We start from the raw sequence: 18,136 nt of genomic DNA, 5'->3' as shown, positions 1-18,136 counted from the left end.
CGGCCCCTGTTGGACTATCTGGACCCGCACGGGGGCGCGGCCGAGGAGTTGCGCGATGTGCGGATCGCCCAACCGGCCTTCTTCGCCGTGGAGTACGCGCTGGCGCAGCAGTGGCTGGCGTGGGGGGTGAGGCCGGACGCGGTGATCGGGCACAGCCTTGGAGAGTACGTCGCTGCCTGCGTCGCCGGAGTCTTCGGGCCGGCGGACGGGCTGCGGCTCGCTGCCGAGCGCGGTCGCCTGCTCGGCCGGATCGCCGATCAGGGGCTGATGCTCTCGGTGTCCGCGCCGGAGGACGAGGTGGCCGCCGCCGTCGCGCGGCACCAGGATCGGGTGTCGCTGGCGGCCGTGAACGGGCCCGACCGCGTGGTGATCTCCGGCGGCCGGGAGGAGGTCGCCCGGATCGGCGCCGAGTTCGAGGCGCGGGGGATCCGGGTCCGTGCGCTGGACATGCCCACGCCCTTCCACTCGCCGCTGGTCGAGCCGATGCTGCCCGAGTTCCGAGAGGTAGTGGAATCGGTCCGGTACGACGATCCTCGCATCCCGCTTGTTTCGGGCCGGACCGGCGAGCTGGTCGGCCCCGCAGCGCCGCCCGGGCCCGCGTACTGGCTGGAACATCTTCGTGAGCCGGTGCGCTTCGCCGCCGGGCTGGCGACCCTCGCCCGGCGGGGCTGCGAGATCTTCCTGGAGGTGGGCCCCCGGCCGACGCTGAGCCGCCTGGGCCCCCGGGCGGTGCCGGACGCGGTGCTGGCGTGGGTGCCCTCCCTCGACCCGGAGGTCGAAGACCCCCGGGCGATCCTGGCCGCTGCGGGCACACTCCACGTCCACGGCGCACCCGTCGACTGGCAAGCCGTCGAGGAGGGCCCGGGCCGGCGGGTCACCCTCCCGAGCTACCCGTTCCAACGACAGCGTTACTGGCTGGACGAGGCCGCCCCGGTGGCCGCCCCGCCTCCTGTCGCCTCGGCGCCCCGGCGGTCCGTTGCCGGCGGTGACCTGGGCGAGCGGGAAATCGCGCAACGGCTCAGGGCAGACGTCGCCCAATTGCTGCGCAGCACCCCAGAGGCGGTCGATCCGGAGGCGATGCTGCTGGAGGCGGGTCTGGACTCCCTCGCCATGATCGAGGTGGCACAGGTCATCCGCGAGACCTACGGAGTGCGGCTGACCGTGCGGCAGCTGATGTCCGACCTGCCCACCCTGAACGCCATCTCCTCCTTCGTCGCCCGGCACCGGCAGACCACCGACGCGGCGCCCACACCGCAACCCACCGCACCGGCAGCGCCCGCAGTGGACGCGGATACCGAGCCGGCTCCCTTCATGCCCTACCGGCCGATCACCGTGGACGACGCGGAGGTCGATCCCGAGCACCGCCGACAGATGGCGGAGTTCGTCGAGGCCTATTGCGCCCGCACCGCCGGATCGAAACGCCTCGCCGCCCAGCACCGCCCCACCCTCGCGGACAACGACAACCGGGTGCTGTCCGACTTCCGCATGTCGATCAAGGAGATGCTCTACCCGATCGCCGCTGAACGGTCGCGGGGAGCGCGGCTGTGGGACGTCGACGGCAACGAGTACATCGACGTGGTGATGGGATACGGCGTCAACCTGTTCGGTCACTCACCGGACTTCGTCACCGCCGCGATCACGAGACAACTCGACCGGGGCGTGCACGTGGGCGCCCAGTCACCTCTGGCCGGCCAGGTCGCGACGCTGCTGTGTGAGAGCACCGGGATGGACCGGGTCGCCTTCTGCAACTCCGGCAGCGAGGCCGTGATGACCGCCCTGCGGCTGGCCCGCGCGGCGACGGGCCGCAGCACGGTGGCGATGTTCATGGGCTCCTACCACGGCGTCTTCGACGGAACCCTGGGCGCCAGGCGGCAGCTGCGGCCCGAGGCACCCGCCGCTCCCGTCGCACCGGGCGTGCTCCAGCACATGGTGGACGACCTGCTCGTGCTCGACTACGACGATCCACGTTCGCTGGAGATCATCGCCGAGCTGGGCAACGACCTCGCCGCCGTGCTGGTCGAACCGGTGCAGAGCCGCCGGCCCGACGTGCAGCCCGGAGACTTCCTGCAGCGGCTGCGTAGACTTACCGCCGCCTCCGGGACCGCGCTGATCTTCGACGAGGTCATCACCGGCTTCCGCTCCCACCCCGGTGGCGCTCAGGCGTGGTTCGGCGTGCACGCCGACCTCGCGACCTACGGCAAGGTGATCGGCGGCGGCCTGCCGATCGGCGCGGTCGCCGGCAGCCGGCGCTTCCTGGACGCGATCGACGGAGGCGCCTGGCGCTACGGCGACGACTCCTTCCCCGCGGCCGACACCACGTTCTTCGCCGGAACCTTCTGCAAGCACCCCCTGGCCATGGCGAGCGCCCACGCGGTTCTCACCGAGCTGGCCCGGCGCGGCCCCGCGCTCCAAGAGGACCTGAACCAGAAGACCGCCACGATGGCCGGGCGGCTCAACGAGCTCTTCGACGACGAGAACGTGCCCATCCGCGCGGTGCACTTCAGCTCGCTCTTCCGCTTCACCTCCCCGCACGACGTCCACCTGCTCTACCACCACCTGGTGCACCGGGGCATCCACATCCGGGAGGGCCACAACGCGTTCCTCTCCGCCGCGCACACCGACGCGGACGTGGACCGCATCGTGCTGGCTGTCCGGGAGAGCCTGGCCGCGCTCCGCTCTCTCGACCGGCTGCCGTCGCCTTCCCCGACGCCCCGGAGCTTTCCCGTCACGAGTGGTCAGCGGCCCCTGCTGACGCTGGCGTCGCTGGACGAGGAGGGATCGGCCGCCTACCACCAGACCAGCGTGCTGCGGCTGACCGGCCCCGTGGACGTGGCCGCGCTGCGGCGCGCCCTGCGTCGGGTGGTGGAGCGGCACGAGGCGCTGCGCACCGTTTTCGACCCCGACGGCGGGACGCAGCGTGTGCTGCCGCACATCGACCTGGACCTCCGCGTCACCGAGCAGCCCACGGCGGAGGGCACCGAGCTGCTGGACCGGATCGCCACCGAGGAGCGGCGGCCGTTCGACCTGACCCGTGGGCCGCTGCTGCGGGCCGCGCTGCTGCGACGGGCCGAGACGAGCCATCTTTTGGTGCTGACCAGCCATCACATCGTCGCCGACGGCTGGTCGCTCGGTCTGCTGTTCGAGGACATCTGCGGGGAGTACGCGGCCGCGTGCGGCTCACCGTCCGGCGATTCGGCAGCCCGAGCGCGGCCGGTTACCTTCCGCGCCTACGCGAGGTGGCTGGAGCGGGCGATCGCGGATCCGCGCCACGAGGAGTACTGGCGGGGTCGGCTCTCCGGCCCGATCCCGGTGCTTCAGCTGCCGACCGACCACCCTCGCCCAGCCCTGCGCGGCTTCCGGGGCGCCCGGCACACCGTCACCGTGGAGCCCGAGCTGCTGGCCCAGGTGCGCGAGACGAGCGCCCGCTCCGGTGCCACGCCGTTCATGCTGCTGCTCGCGGCGTACCAGGCACTGCTGCACCGGCTCACGGGCCAGGAGGATCTGATCGTCGGGGTCCCGGTCGGCGGCCGGACCATGGCGGGGTCGGAGCGGATGGTGGGCCACTGCACCAACGTCCTGCCCATCCGGGCCGGCCTCGACGGCCGACTGCCGTTCGCCGACCTGCTGGGCCGGTGCCGCGATGGCCTGCTGGACGCCTACGAACACCAGGACCTCCCCCTGAGCGTGCTGGTCGAGCGGCTCGGACTCACCCTGGACCCCGCCCGGCCGCTGCTCGTCGAGGCGGTGTTCAATCTCGACCGGCCCGCCGTGGTGGGCGGCCTGCCGGGCCTCGAGGTCGAGCAGGTCGCCCTGCCGCTCACCCATGTGCAGTTCGACCTCGCGCTCAACGCCGTCGAGTCCGAGGGGCGGCTGCTGCTCAACTTCGACTACCGCACCGACCTGTTCGACGCCGGCACGATCGAGTGGTGGTCGCGCCACTACGTGAACCTGCTGCGGGACGCGGTGGCGCACCCGAAGACGCGGCTCACTGACCTCGCGCTGCTGACGGGGCCGCAGCGCGAGATGGTGCTGCGCGAGTGGAACGCGACCACGCTCCCCGGCACGGACGACCGGAGCCTGCCCGAGCTCTTCGCCGAACAGGTCGCACGGACCCCCGACGCGGTCTGCGTCTCGCACGGCGGGACGCGGTTGACCTACCGTGAGGCCGACCGCCGCGCCAACCAGCTGGCCCACTGCCTGCGAGCCCGCGGCGTACGGACCGACGACGTGGTCGCGATCGCGGCCGGGCGATCGATCGCGGCACTGATCGGGATACTCGGCATCCTGAAGGCCGGCTGCGCCTACCTACCGCTGGACCCGTCCCACCCCGCCCCCCGGCTGGTCGGCACCATCGACGACTCCCGCGCCCGGCTGGTGCTCGCCGAGGAGCGGCACGTCCACCTCGTGGCCACCGGCGCCGCGTCCGTCGTCGTCCTCGACGCCGGATGGGTCGCGCTCACCGGCCTGGACGAGGCGCCGTTGCCCGTGGCGACGGCTCCCGACAACGCCGCGTACGTGATGTACACCTCCGGCTCGCAGGGGCGCCGCAAGGGCGTGGTGGGGACTCATCGCGCCGTGGTGAACCGGCTGCGCTGGATGTGGGACGCCTATCCGTTCGTCTCCGGCGAGGTGGCCTGCCAGCGGGTGGCTGGCACCTTCGTGGACTCGGTCTGGGAGCTGTTCGGGCCGCTGCTGCGCGGCGTGCCGATCGTGATCCTGGACGACGAGGTCACCTCCGACGCGGCCCGGCTCATCCGTGAGCTGCGGGACAAACGTGTGACCCGCATCGTTGTGGTTCCCTCGCTGCTGCGCGTGGTGCTCACGGCGCTGGCGGGTGCCGGCGAGGCCCTACCTCACCTTCGGACCTGGACGGTGAGCGGTGAGCCGCTCTCCCGCGACCTGGAGACGCGGTTCCGGCAGCAGCTGCCGCACGCCAGGCTGCTGAACCTCTACGGCTCCACCGAGGTCGCGGCCGACGCCACCTGGTACGACACCGGCGCGGCCGCCGTGTCGGCGCGGCCGTCCGCGACAGTGCCTATCGGCCGTCCCATCACGGGCATGCGCGTCCACCTGCTCGACCGCTCCGGAAACCTCGCGCCGGTCGGCGTGCCGGGGGAGATCGTCGTGGGCGGCCCGGGTCTGGCGCGCGGCTACCTGCACGACCCGGCCCGCACCGCGGAGCGGTTCGTGCCGGACCCGTTCGCCGCCCAGCCCGGTGCTCGCCTCTACCGCACCGGCGACCTGGCTCGTTACCGCGCCGACGGCACCCTGGAGTTCCTCGGCCGCGCCGACCTGCAGGTGAAGGTGGGCGGGGTCCGGGTGGAGCCCACGGAGGTCGAGGCGGTGCTGAGCCGGCATCCCCGGGTGCGCGCCGCAGCCGTGGTCGCCGTCACCTCGACCGGCGGTGAACAGCGACTGGTGGCACACGTGGTGCCAACGGCAGACGGGGGAGACGGCATCGACGGCGGTGTCCTGCGGCGGTTCCTCGGCGAACGACTGCCCGCGCCGCTGGTTCCGTCGGAGTTCGTGACCGCCGCCGCTCTGCCGCTGACCAGCAGCGGAAAGATCGCCCGCGGTGAACTGGCCGCCGCCCGGCGGCCACGGACCGAGACCGCACCGCGGCCTCGTACCCAGACGGAGCGGCGACTGCACGACCTCTGGGCCCAGGCCCTGGAACGGGCCACGGTGCCCATGGACGCCAGCCTGTTCGACCTGGGAGGGACTTCACTCACCGCGATGCGGGTAGCCCTGGGGATCCAGGAAGCCTGCGGGGTCGAGATCAGGGTACGGGAGCTGTTCACGGCGCCCACCGTGACGGACATGGCGGCGTTGGTGGACGAACGGGTCGGCGCGCCACTGGAGCCCGTACCACGGCGCGAGGACTCCGGCCCCGCACCCGTGTCGTTCGCGCAGCAGCGGCTGTGGTTCCTCCAGCAGTACCAGCCGGACAGCGCGGCCATGAACCTGCCGTACGCGCTGCGGTTCCACGGGCCGCTCGACATCGCGGCACTGGAACGCGGCCTGAGCCAGGCCGTGGCGCGGCACGACATCCTGCGGACCACGTTCCAGGTGAGCGACGGGCAGCCGGTGCAGGCGGTCGCCGATCCCGGCCCGGTCAGCCTGCCGGTCGACGACTTGGGAGACGTGGCGGCGGCCGAGCGGTTCGCCGAGGCGATGCGGCGCGTCCATGCCGAGGCGTCCCGCCCGTTCGACCTGGCCGCCGGGCCCGCCCTGCGCCTGCGTCTGCTGCGTCTCGCCCCGGACGAACATGTCCTGGCCGTCGTCATGCACCACGTGGTGTCCGACGGCTGGTCGCTGGGCATCCTCGTCGACGAGATCGCCCGTGGCTACCGGCAGGATCAGGCCGCACCGGACGCGATACCCGTCCAGTACGCCGACTACGCGGTCTGGCAACGGGAGTTCCTCACCGACGAGCGGCTGGCGGACGGGCTGCGGTACTGGCGGGACCAACTGGCCGGCGCGCCCGCGCTGCTGGAGCTGCCGACCGACCGGCAGCGGTCGCCCGGCCAGGCGGCGCCCGTCGGCACCTGCCCGGTCGCCCTGCCACGCGAGCTGTCGGACGCGGTGCGGGAGGTGGCGCGTGGTGAGCGGGCCACGGTGTTCATGGTGCTGCTCGCGGCGTTCTCCGCCGTCCTGGGCCGCTACGCCGGCCAGGACGACGTGTGCGTGGGCACCCCGGTCGCCAACAGGGAACGCCCTGAGACCGAGGCCCTCGTCGGGTTCTTCGCCAACACCCTCGTCCTGCGCAGCCGCCTGAGCCCGGGCCTCACCTACCGGGGACTCCTCCACGAGGTACGCCGGACCACGCTCACCGCCCTCGACCACCAGAGCGTCCCCTTCGAACGCCTCGTGGAAGAACTCCGACCCGACCGCGACCTCAGCTACACCCCCCTCTTCCAAGCCATGCTCATCCTGCATGACGCACCGGTGGTGCGCTCTTCGCTGCGGGGGGTGGCCACCACCCCGCTCGCCATCAGCAACGGCACCGCCAAGTACGACGTGAGCCTGGAGCTCACCGACACGCCGGACGGCCTCACCGGGTTGCTGGAGTACGACGCCGGCCTCTTCGACACCGCGCTGATGGAGGGGCTCGCCGCTCACCTGCTGACCCTGTTGCAGGCGGTGGTGGCGGACCCGGACCGGCCGGTCGCGGACGTCGACCTGCTGAGCCCGGCCGAGCGGCAGCGGATCCTGCTCGACTGGAACGACACCGGTACCGGCACCGGCACCGGCTCGGTCGAGACGCCACAGGACACTGTGCCGGCCCTCATCGCGCGCCAGGCGGAGGCCACGCCGGAACGGATCGCCGCGCGCTGCCTGGATCAAGAGATCAGCTACGGCGAGCTGAACCGCCGGGCGAGCCGCCTGGCGCGCGGCCTGCGGGAGCGAGGCGTCGGCCGGGAGGACATCGTCGCCGTCCTCGCCGACCGGAACATCGACTACCTGGTGGTCCTGCTCGGCGTCCTCAAGTCCGGGGCGGCCTACCTGCCGATCGATCCCCGGCAGCCCACCAGCCGCATGAGCGAGGTCGTGCGGCGCAGCCGCTGCGTTCTCGTACTCGCCGAGGCACGGCACCTCGACGCCCTGGCACAGGCGCTGGCGTCGGGGCCGCACCCGCCCGTGCTGTCCCTCGCCGAGGCAGTCGGCGATTCGGCCAGGGAGGCGGGCGACGAAGCCGACGTCACCGAGTGCCGGCCAGAAGGGCTCGCGTACGTGCTGTACACCTCCGGCTCCACGGGCGTCCCGAAGGGCGTGATGGTGGAGCACCAGGGCATGCTCAACCACGCCCTGGCCAAGATCGCGGATCTGGGGATCACCGACGCGGACGTGGTCGCCCAGAACGGTCCGCAGTCGTTCGACGTGTCGGTGTGGCAGTTCCTGGCCGCGCTGACGGTCGGCGGCCGGACCGAGATCCTGCCGGAAGAGATCGCCGACGACCCGACACGGCTGCTGACCGAGGTCGAGCGGCGCTCGGTGACCGTGCTGCAGGTGGTGCCGAGCATGCTGCGGGGCCTGGTCGACGAGTCCGGCCACCTCGGCGCGGAGCGCCCGGCACTCACCGCGCTGCGCCGGCTCGTGCCGACCGGTGACGCGCTCATGGCGGGCCTCGCCCGCGCATGGCTCACCCTCTTCCCGCACGTGCCTCTGCTCAACACCTACGGCGCGACCGAGTGCTCCGACGACCAGTGCCACATCGCCATCACTGCGGCTGAGGAACTGGCCGGTTCGCCCCCCATCGTGTCGATCGGCCGGCCCATCGCGAACATGCGCGCCTACGTGCTGGACCACCGGCTGGCACCGGTGCCGGTCGGGGTGGCCGGGGAGCTGTACCTCAGTGGGGTGGGGGTGGGGCGCGGCTACCTCCACGACCCCGGCCGCACGGCGGAGACATTCCTGCCCGACCCCTTCTCGGCCGTCCCCGGCGCGCGTCTGTACCGGACGAAGGACCAGGTTCGCTTCCATGCGGACGGGTCGATCGAGTTCCTCGGCCGCGCCGACAACCTGATCAAGGTGCGCGGGTTCCGGGTGGAGCCGGGGGAGATCGAGGCGGCGCTGGAACGGCATCCGGCTGTGCGCGAGTCGGTGGTGATCGCCCGCCGGGACGACCACGGCGAGGCCCGACTGGTCGGGTATGTGGTGGCCGATCAGACCACGAGCGACGGCGGGGACGCCGGGGAGAGCGAGTCGCGGATCCTCCCCGATGAGCTGGTCCGCTTCCTGCGGGAGCGGTTGCCGGACTATCTGGTCCCGAGTGTCCTGGTACCGATGGACGGCTTCCCGCTCAACGCCAACGGGAAGGTGGACCGTGGCGCGCTCCCCGACGCCACCGCCGCGCCGGCGACCCGGCCGTTCGTCGAGCCTCGGACCGGCATGGAACGCGCGGTGGCCGACATCTGGACCGAGGTGCTCGGGGTGGACCGCGTCGGCGCGGACGACCGGTTCTTCGACCTGGGCGGTCATTCGCTGCTCGCCACACGGGTGATGTCGCGCATCCGGCAGGCGCTGGGCGTGGAGATGCCGCTGCGGACCATGTTCGAAACGGACTCGGTCGCCGGTCTGGCCACCGAGATCGAGCGTCGGTTGGCTCAGGATTCCAGCGGTGACGCGGAGTTGGCGGCCATGGTGGCCGCCGTCGAGGACCTCAGCGACGAAGCGGTCGCCCGGATGCTGCGGGAACGGGGGATGGCGTGACCAATCTGCCGGACCGGATCCGGTCCCTGTCACCGGAGCGCCAGGCGCTGCTGGCGATCCTACGCCGGGAGCGGGCTGAAAGGATCACTCCCCGGCCCGCCGCGCGGCATGCCCCGCTCTCCTTCGCGCAGCAGCGCATGTGGTTTCTCGACCGTTTCGATCCCGGAAAGCCGGCGTACAACGTGTACACCGCCGTGCGGCTGCGAGGTCGCCTGGAACCGGCGATTCTGAAGCGGGCCGTCGCCGCGCTCTGCGAGCGGCACGAGATCCTGCGTACGGGCTTCGCGCTGGTGGACGGCGCTGTCGTGTCGTCGGTGAGGGAGCCCGCGCCCGTCGCGCTGTTGGTGGTCGATATCGGCGGGCCCGACGCGGAGGCGACGGCGCGACGCCTGGTCGTCGAGGAGACCCGCCGGCCGTTCGACCTGACCGAAGGGCGGCCGCTGCGCGTCCGGCTGCTGCGCGGAGCCGACGACGATCATCTGCTGGTGCTGACGATCCACCACATCGCCGCGGACGGCTGGTCCGTGGCCGTGCTGGTCGAGGAGATCGCCGCGCTCTACCGCGCCTTCGCTGCGGATCGCCCGGACCCGATGACGCCGCCCGAGATCCAGTACGCCGACTACGCGGTCTGGCAACGGGAGTTCCTCACCGACGAGCGGCTGGCGGACGGGCTGCGGTACTGGCGGGACCAACTGGCAGATGCGCCCGCGCTGCTGGAGCTGCCGACCGATCATCCGCGCCCGGCGCACCGGTCCGGGGAAGGCCGCCGACTGGCATTCGCGCTCACCCGGGAACTGTCCGACGCGGTGCGGGAGGTGGCGCGTGGTGAGCGGGCCACGGTGTTCATGGTGCTGCTCGCGGCGTTCTCCGCCGTCCTGGGCCGCTACGCCGGCCAGGACGACGTGTGCGTGGGCACCCCGGTCGCCAACAGGGAACGCCCTGAGACCGAGGCCCTCGTCGGGTTCTTCGCCAACACCCTCGTCCTGCGCAGCCGCCTGAGCCCGGGCCTCACCTTCCGCGAACTCCTCCACGAGGTACGCCGGACCACGCTCACCGCCCTCGACCACCAGAGCGTCCCCTTCGAACGCCTCGTGGAAGAACTCCGACCCGACCGCGACCTCAGCTACACCCCCCTCTTCCAAGCCATGCTCATCCTGCAGAACCAGCCCGCCGCCAGGCTCGCCACCCCGGATCTGACGCTGGAGGAGTTCGAGGTCCACAACGGCTCGGCCAAGTTCGACCTGTCCTTCATGTTCTTCGACGAGCCCGAGCTGAGCTGCTGGGCGGAGTACGCGACCGACCTGTTCGACGACGACACCGTCGCCCGGTTCATCGACAGCTACCAGACGTTCCTGACGCGGGCCGTGGCAGACCCGGAGGCACCGCTGTGGCGGATCGACCTCATCGGCCAGGAGCAGCGCCACCAGATGGTGCAGGCCGAGGCCGCCTCCCGGGGGGTGCCTTCCCCGGGAGGCCATGTACACGACCTGATCGACGAGCAGGCCCGGCGCACCCCGGAGGCCATCGCGCTGACCGGCGCGACCGGCTCGCTGACCTATCGGGAGCTGAACCAGCGGGCCAACGCCCTGGCCCACCGCCTGCGCGCGCACGGCGCCGGGCCGGAGGCGCCGTTGGGTGTCGTGCTGGAACGCTCGCCCGAGCTGGTCGTGACCCTGCTCGCGGTTCTCAAGGCGGGCGCCGCCTACGTGCCCGTGGAACCGGGCCATCCTCCGGAGCGGCTGCGCCAGATGCTGAGGGGCGCGGGGGTACGGCTCCTCGTCACCGAGCCCGGGCTGGTGCCCCAGGACGTGGCCGACGAGCTGACCGTGCTGAGCCCGGCGGCCACGGCGGGTGAGACGGCGCGGGCAACGCCCTCATCCTTCGTCACCGGGGACTCGCTCGCGTACATCATCCATACCTCCGGCTCCACCGGCGTGCCGAAGGGAGTGATGGGCACACACCGGGGAATGCTCAACCGCCTGCTCTGGCTGCGTGACACCTACCAGCTCGACGAGACCGACCGGGTGCTCTTCAAGACCCCGGCCAGCGTGGACACCTCCATCGAGGAGATCTTCCTGCCCCTGCTGGTCGGCGGCCGTGTCGTGGTCGCGGCGCCGGGCGGCCACCGTGATCCGGCTTGCCTGGTGGACGTCATCCGGGCCGAGCATGTCACCCGGCTGCGGTTCGTGCCCTCGATGCTCGAGCCGTTCCTGGCCGAGCCCGGCGCCACCCAGTGCACGAGCCTGCGCCTGGTCCTCTCCGGCGGGGAACGTCTCCCTCGCGCACTGGAGCGGCGGTTCCTGAAGCTCCTGGACGCCCGGCTGGACAACGTCTACGGTCCGACCGAGGCGTCGATCGACGTGACCTGGTGGCGCTGCCACACGGCGGACGACCGGCCCCGGGTCCCGATCGGCCATCCGATGGCCGGCGCCACCATCCACGTGCTCGACGACCGCCTGCGGCCCGTCCCGGTGGGCGTGCCGGGCGAGCTGTACATCGGCGGAGCCTGCGTCACCAGGGGATACGTCGGCCGGCCGGGCCTCACCGCGGAACGCTTCGTCGCCGACCCCTTCACCACGGAGCCCGGCGGGCGGCTGTACCGCACCGGGGACCGGGCACGCTACCTCGCCGACGGCGGCATCGACTACCTCGACCGGGTCGACAACCAGGTGCAGTTGAGGGGATTCCGGATCGAGCCGGGCGAGATCGAGGCGGCGCTGGCGCGACACCCGGCACTGCGCTCGGTCGCCGTGGCCGCGCGAAGGACCGGTGAGGGTCCGCTTCGCCTCGTCGCCTATCTGACCTTGACCGCCCCCCGGCCGTCCGTCTCCGAGCTGCGGACCTATCTGCGTGGCCGGCTGCCGGACCACATGGTGCCGGCGACGTTCATGTTCCTCGACGCGCTGCCCCTGACCGCGAACGGGAAGGTGGACCGGCGGCGCCTGCCGCTCCCGGATGACCAGCGCCCTGAGGTCGGTTCGTTCGCCGCGCCCGTGAAGGAGACCGAGCACACGCTGGCCGAGCTGTGGGCGAGCGTGCTGGACGTGGACCGGGTGGGAATCGACGACAACTTCTTCGCGCTGGGCGGCGACTCGATCCTGAGCATCAAGGTGGTGTCCCGCGCGCGGGAGCTCGGGCTCGACGTGACGGTGCGGCAGGTCTTCGAGCACCAGACGGTGCGTGAGCTGGCGCAGGTGGCCACGGCTGCCCGGGGCCCGGCACGGCCCGGTAAGCCGTTCGAGATGATCAGCGAGGAGGACCGCGACCGGCTGCCCGGCACCGTGCGGGACGCCTACCCCCTCTCGGGGACGCAGGCCGGCATGCTGTTCGACACGGAAGCCACCGCCGACCACTCCCTCCACCGTCAGGTGCTCACCCTGCACCTGCGCGGACGGCTCGACCCGGACCGGCTCGCCGAGGTGGTCGCAGGGATCTGCGCCCGGCACCCCGTCCTGCGTACCTCCATCGAGATGGCCGGGTACGCGGAGCCGCTGCAACTGGTCCACCGGGAGATCCCCGTCCCGCTGGAGGTCGTGGACCTGCGCGGGCTCCCCGCCCAGGAGCGGGAGGAGTGGCTCGCCGAGTGGACGAGGCGGGAGCGTGCACGCCCCCTCGACCTGGGCACGGCGCCGCTGTTCCTGATCCACGCCTGCCGATGGAGCGAGCACACCTTCCAGCTGTCGCTGAGTACCTCCGCGCTGATCCTGGACGGCTGGAGCAACGCGTCCCTGCTGAGCGAGCTGCTGCACCACTACGCCGCCGCGCTCGCGGGGAGGACGATGCGGGCCGAGGCACCGGCCAGTCTCTACCGGGAGTTCGTCCGCTGCGAGCGGGAGGTGGCCGCGTCGGCCGAGCAGCACGCCTACTGGGCGGAGCAGCTCGACAGGCCCGCCGCCAGGCTGCCGACGCGACCACCGGAGGTCAGCGACGCGTCAGGTGACGGAGAGGACGCCCCCGCGCGACACGAGGTGGCCCTGCCCGAGCACGTGGAGCGGGGGCTGCGGGCGCTCGCCACGCTCGCGGCCGTGCCGTTGAAGAGTGTGCTGCTCGCGGCGCACCTACGGGTGCTGAGCCTGCTCACCGGCCGCTCGCACGTCGCCACGGGGCTGCTGGCCAACGGCCGTCTCGAAGAAGGCGACGGCGAGCGAGTGCTGGGTCAGTTCCTCAACGTCGTGCCGCAGGGGATGACCCTGCGGCCGGGCAGCTGGTCCGATCTGGTGCGGCAGACCTTCGAGGCGGAACGTTCGGGCCTGCCGTTCCGGCGCTACCCGATGACCCGCGCCGGCGCCGGCCAGGACGCGGCACACCTGGAGACGGGCTTCAACTTCGTCCACTTCCACGTCTACGGGCAGCTCCGGGACGTCGAGGGCTTGCAACTGCTGGGTGCCTCGGCGGCCAACAGCACGAACTTCACGCTGTTCGCCGAGTTCAGCGTCGATCCGTTGTCCTCCCGGATCGGGCTCGACCTGCAGTACGACGGCGGCCGGATCGGCCGAGTCCAGGCGGCCCAGATCGGCGCCTGCTACGCGGACGTGCTCGCCGCGATGGCGAGCGATCCCACACGGCGCCACCATGCGTACCGGGCGCCGTCCCAGCCCGGTCGGCATGCCGACGAGCACGCCGACGCGGGAAACCGGCAGGAGACGGGTGCCGCCCCCGGCGGTGGCCGGACCATCCCGGAGCTCTTCGAGGAGCAGGCCCGCCGCAGCCCCGGCGGGGTCGCGCTCGTGCACGACGGGGCGTGCCTGAGCTACGCGGAGCTGAACCTCCGCGCGAACAGGCTCGCCCACTACCTTCGCGGGCAGGGAGTCACGGACGAGACGCCGGTCGGCGTCTGCCTGGAGCGGTCCTTCGACCTCATGGTCGCGATGCTGGCCACGCTGAAGGCCGGCGGCGCCTACCTGCCGATCGATCCTGCCGCGCCGCCGAAGCGGCGGGCGGACCTCCTCGCGCAGGCCGCCCCGGCGATGCTGGTGACCCGGACGGAGCTGGCCCCTCCCGAGTGCGGCGGGTCCGTCGTCCGGGTGGACCGGGACGCGGCGCGGATCTCCCGGTACGGTAGCGAGAACCCGGCGCCGCGTGTCCGGCCCGACCAGCTCGCCTGCCTGATCGCCACGTCCGGGTCCAGCGGGCGGCCGAAGACGGTCGCGCTGCCGCACCGGCAGGTCGTCAACCGACTGGCCTGGTCGTGGCGTACCCATCCGTTCAAGCCGGGCGAGGTCGGCTGCCAGAAGACCCCGATCAGCTTCGTGGACGCGTTGTGGGAGTCGCTGGGGCCGCTGCTGCGCGGCGTGCCGTCGGTGCTGATCCCCCACGACATGCTCCGGGATCCGCCACGGCTGGTGGCGACCCTCGCGGAGCACCGCGTGACGCGCGTCCTGCTCGTGCCCACGCTGCTGCGCATGCTGTTGGACGACGGCGGCGACCTGCCCGGGACGCTGCCCGCGCTGTGGTTGTGGACCACCAGCGGCGAGCCGCTGACGCCCGATCTGGCCGAGGAGTTCGAGGCCCGCCTGCCAGATCGCACGCTGGTCAACGTCTACGGCGCGACCGAGGCGTGGGACGCAACCGGGTTCGAGCTGGGCCGGGTCGCCCGCCACCGTGCCACCGTGCCCGTGGGCAGGCCGGCCGACGGGATGCGCGTCCACCTCCTGGACTCCAACTGCCAGCCCGCCCCCGTCGGCGCGGTGGGCGAGGTTTACGTCGCCGGTGCGGGCGTGGCCCGCTGCTACCTGGGCGCCCCCGGGCTCACCGCCGAACGCTTCGTCGCCAGCCCCTTCCACCCCGGCGAGCGGATGTACCGCACCGGGGACCTGGGTCGCTACGCGCCCGATGGGGAGCTCGAGCTGCTCGGCCGGGGCGACGACCAAGTCAAGATCGGCGGGATCCGGATCGAGCCGGCCGAGATCGAGACGGTGCTGCTGCGCCACCCCGACGTGCGGCAGGCCGCGGTGGTTACCGGGGCGGAGCCGGCGCCACGGATCACCGCCCATCTGGTGACCGACGGCGGCCCCACGCCCCGAGAGCTGGCGCGCTTCGCCCGCGAACGGCTGCCGGTCAACGTGCCGTTCGACGTCAGGCTGGTCGACGAGATCCCCCGGACGGCGACCGGCAAGGTGGATCGGCGGGCCCTGTCCGCCGTTCCCGATCACCGACGGAATGCCCTGGTCGGCGGTGTGCTCGATTCGCCCCGGAGCCCCCTTGAGGAGACGCTCATCGCCGCATGGGAGGTGGTGCTGCGCCGAGAGGGGGTGGGAGTGCACGACAATTTCTTCGAGCTGGGCGGGAACTCGCTGGGCGCCCTGCAGCTTCTGGCGCGGATTCGCGCCACCGTCGGCAGCGACGTCACGGTGCGGGAGCTCTTCCGGTCACCCACCGTGGCCGAGCTGGCTCGGCAGATATCCGTGGCGCGGAGCGAGGGACGACGGCCCCGCACCCCGCTGGCGCCGTCGCCCGAAGCCTCCCCGCAGCGCGGGCGACCTCTGTCGTTCGCGCAGCAACGGCTCTGGTACCTCCACCAGTTGGACCCTTGGAGCGCGTCCTACAACCTGCACGTGGCGGTGCGTATGGCGGGCCGGCTCGACGCCGACGCGCTGGAACGGGCCCTGGCGGAGATCCTTCGCCGTCACGAGTCGCTGCGTACTGCCTTCCCCGTGCGGGACGGCATGGCCGTCCAACGCGTCCAGTCGGTTCCGGCACGGCCGCTGGCCCGGATGGACCTGGGCGGCCAGGACGGCGAGCGCACCCTGGCCGAAACGGTGCTCGCGGAGATTCAACGCCCTTTCGACCTCGAACGGGGGCCGCTGTCACGCACCACGCTGATCCGGCTGGCCACCGACGACCACCTCGCCATCCTGGTCGTCCACCACATCGCCGGCGATGCCTGGTCGATGAGGGTGATGATGCGCGAACTCTCCATCCTGTACCGGGCCTTCCTGACAGGGGAGGACTCACCACTGCCCGAGCCCACCGTGCAGTACGCCGACTTCGCGAGCTGGCAGCGCGCGGAGTTGAACGAGGAGGTGCTGGGCGAGCTGGAGGCATACTGGCAACGTCGGCTGGCCAACGCCCCCCTGATGCTGGACCTGGCGCCGGACCGGCCGCGCGACGCGCGCCGCGGCAGGGGAGACACACAGATTGGGGAGATACCCAGGCCCCTCGCGGAAGCCGCCAAGAAGGTGGCCGTGGACTCCGGCGCCACACTCTTCATGTGCCTGCTCGCCGCCTTCAGCGTCGTGCTGCACCACCGCACCGGCCGTGAGGACTTGATCGTGGGAACCGACGCCGCCGGCCGGGACGAGGAGGCGCTGGAGGACCTGATCGGGTTCTTCGTGAACCAGCTCGCGATCCGGGTCGACCTTACCGGCAACCCCACGTTCCGCGAGCTGCTCCGGCGTACGCGCGAGACGACGCTGAGCGCATACGATCACCGTGAGCTGCCGTTCGAGCGCCTGGTCCAGGTGGTGGGGCCGCGGCGGAGCCTGAGCCACGCGCCGATCATGCAGGTCAAGCTGGTGCTGCACAACGTGCCGGAGGAGATGCTCGACCTGCCCGGCCTGCGCCTCACGCCGTTCGAGGTGAGCCGGGGCACCTCCCAGCTCGACCTGAACCTGCGGGTCGCGGAGGAGGCGACCGGGCTGCGGCTCTCTGCCGAGTACGACGCGGAACTGTTCCCAGCCGCTACGGTCCGGTCGCTCCTGGCACAGCTGCGGGTCGTGCTGGAGCGGGCGACCGAGGCTCCCGACACCCTCCTGACGGACCTGAGTGAACAGTTGACCGCCGAGCAGGAACGTGAGGGGACGCGTCGGCACGGCGAACGCGAGGCGGCGAGCGTGCGGCGACTGCGGGCCGCCCGGCGCCGACCGCTGCGCGTGAAAGGCACACAGGAGGAAGAAGGATCGAGGGAGGCGACATGACCGAACACCTGGTCCTGGGCCCCGACGTCACCGAACGGCCGCTGTCCAGCCGCCGGCTGATGCCGCTGGCGATCAGGGCGACGACACCGTCGGTGGATCTCGTGAGCTGGGCGACGTCATTCGCCGAGGCCCTGCGCGACCGCATCGTCCGCCATGGCGCGGTGCTGTTGCGCGGCTTCGCGAACGTATCTGCGGAGACCTTTGAGAAGACGATCGCGGACGTGTGCGGCCCGCCGCTCGAATATGTGGAACGCAGCTCGCCGCGGCACACCGTATATCGAAACGTCTATACCTCCACGGATCATCCGGCCAACGAGCGGATCTATCTGCATAACGAGCAGTCGTACAACCTGACATGGCCGCAGTACATCTGCTTCTGCTGTCTGGTTCCGCCGAGGTCAGGCGGCGCCACTCCCGTCGCCGACTGCCGCCGGATCCACAGCCGGATACCGGAATCCATACGGGACCGTTTCGCGGACTGCGGCTATCTGTACGTGCGCAATTTCGGAAACGGGCTCGGCCTCACCTGGCGGGAGGCGTTCCAGACCGACGACCCCAAGGAGGTCGAACGGTATTGCGCGGACAACGACATCGAGTTCGCGTGGGGTTCAGGGGAGCAACTCCGCACCCGGCAGCGGCGTCCGGCCGTGGCGAGCCATCCGTTGACCGGAGAGCCGACCTGGTTCAATCACATCACATTCTTCCACGTGTCCACGCTGGGGCCCGAGCTGGCGAAGAGACTCACCGACTCGGTGGGCATGAGCCACCTCCCGAACAACACCTACTACGGCGACGGTCAGGACATCGAACCGGAGGTGATGGACGAACTACGTGCGGCCTACGATGCCGAACGGATCGAATTTCCTTGGAAGCTGGGCGATGTACTCCTACTCGACAATATGCTGACCGCTCACGGTCGTGCCCCCTACAGCCCACCCCGTCAGATTCTCGTGGGCATGGCCAAACCAGAGAGGATTCCCCATGGAGTTGTCAACCCGGGTCGGTGA

General features: G+C 71.7%; 3 protein-coding genes (1 of these 3 only partly in view). All 3 read left to right on the top strand.

Going from position 1 to position 18,136, the window contains the following annotated elements:
- Tightly spaced (each overlapping or abutting the next), the 3 genes in view from PV419_RS29020 to PV419_RS29010 form a layout consistent with a single transcriptional unit that may run on beyond the window.
- Positions 1 to 9,213, top strand: partial view of a non-ribosomal peptide synthetase/type I polyketide synthase gene (locus PV419_RS29020; RefSeq protein ID WP_319693992.1) — the 3' portion only. The gene continues 1,746 nt to the left of window position 1, outside the view; only the last 9,213 of its 10,959 coding nucleotides appear in the window; the start codon falls outside the window, past its left edge; its stop codon occupies positions 9,211 to 9,213.
- Positions 9,210 to 17,129 (top strand): non-ribosomal peptide synthetase, encoded by a 7,920-nt coding sequence (locus PV419_RS29015; RefSeq protein WP_319693990.1) that lies wholly within the window; start codon positions 9,210 to 9,212, stop codon positions 17,127 to 17,129. Before PV419_RS29020 ends, PV419_RS29015 begins: the two co-directional genes overlap by 4 nt.
- Positions 17,126 to 18,136, top strand: a complete 1,011-nt coding sequence (locus tag PV419_RS29010) for a TauD/TfdA family dioxygenase (RefSeq protein WP_319693988.1) — start codon at positions 17,126 to 17,128, stop codon at positions 18,134 to 18,136. Before PV419_RS29015 ends, PV419_RS29010 begins: the two co-directional genes overlap by 4 nt.

This window comes from Streptomyces sp. ME19-01-6, assembly GCF_033793745.1.
Classification (GTDB): domain Bacteria; phylum Actinomycetota; class Actinomycetes; order Streptomycetales; family Streptomycetaceae; genus Streptomyces.
The sequence above is the reverse complement of the archived record's forward strand: the minus strand, read 5'-3'. Positions and strand labels throughout refer to the sequence as shown.

Bases quoted from the DNA above. Each gene is read 5' to 3' on its own strand.
- PV419_RS29010 (WP_319693988.1), top strand. From the start codon at position 17,126: ATGACCGAACACCTGGTCCTGGGCCCCGACGTCACCGAACGGCCGCTG.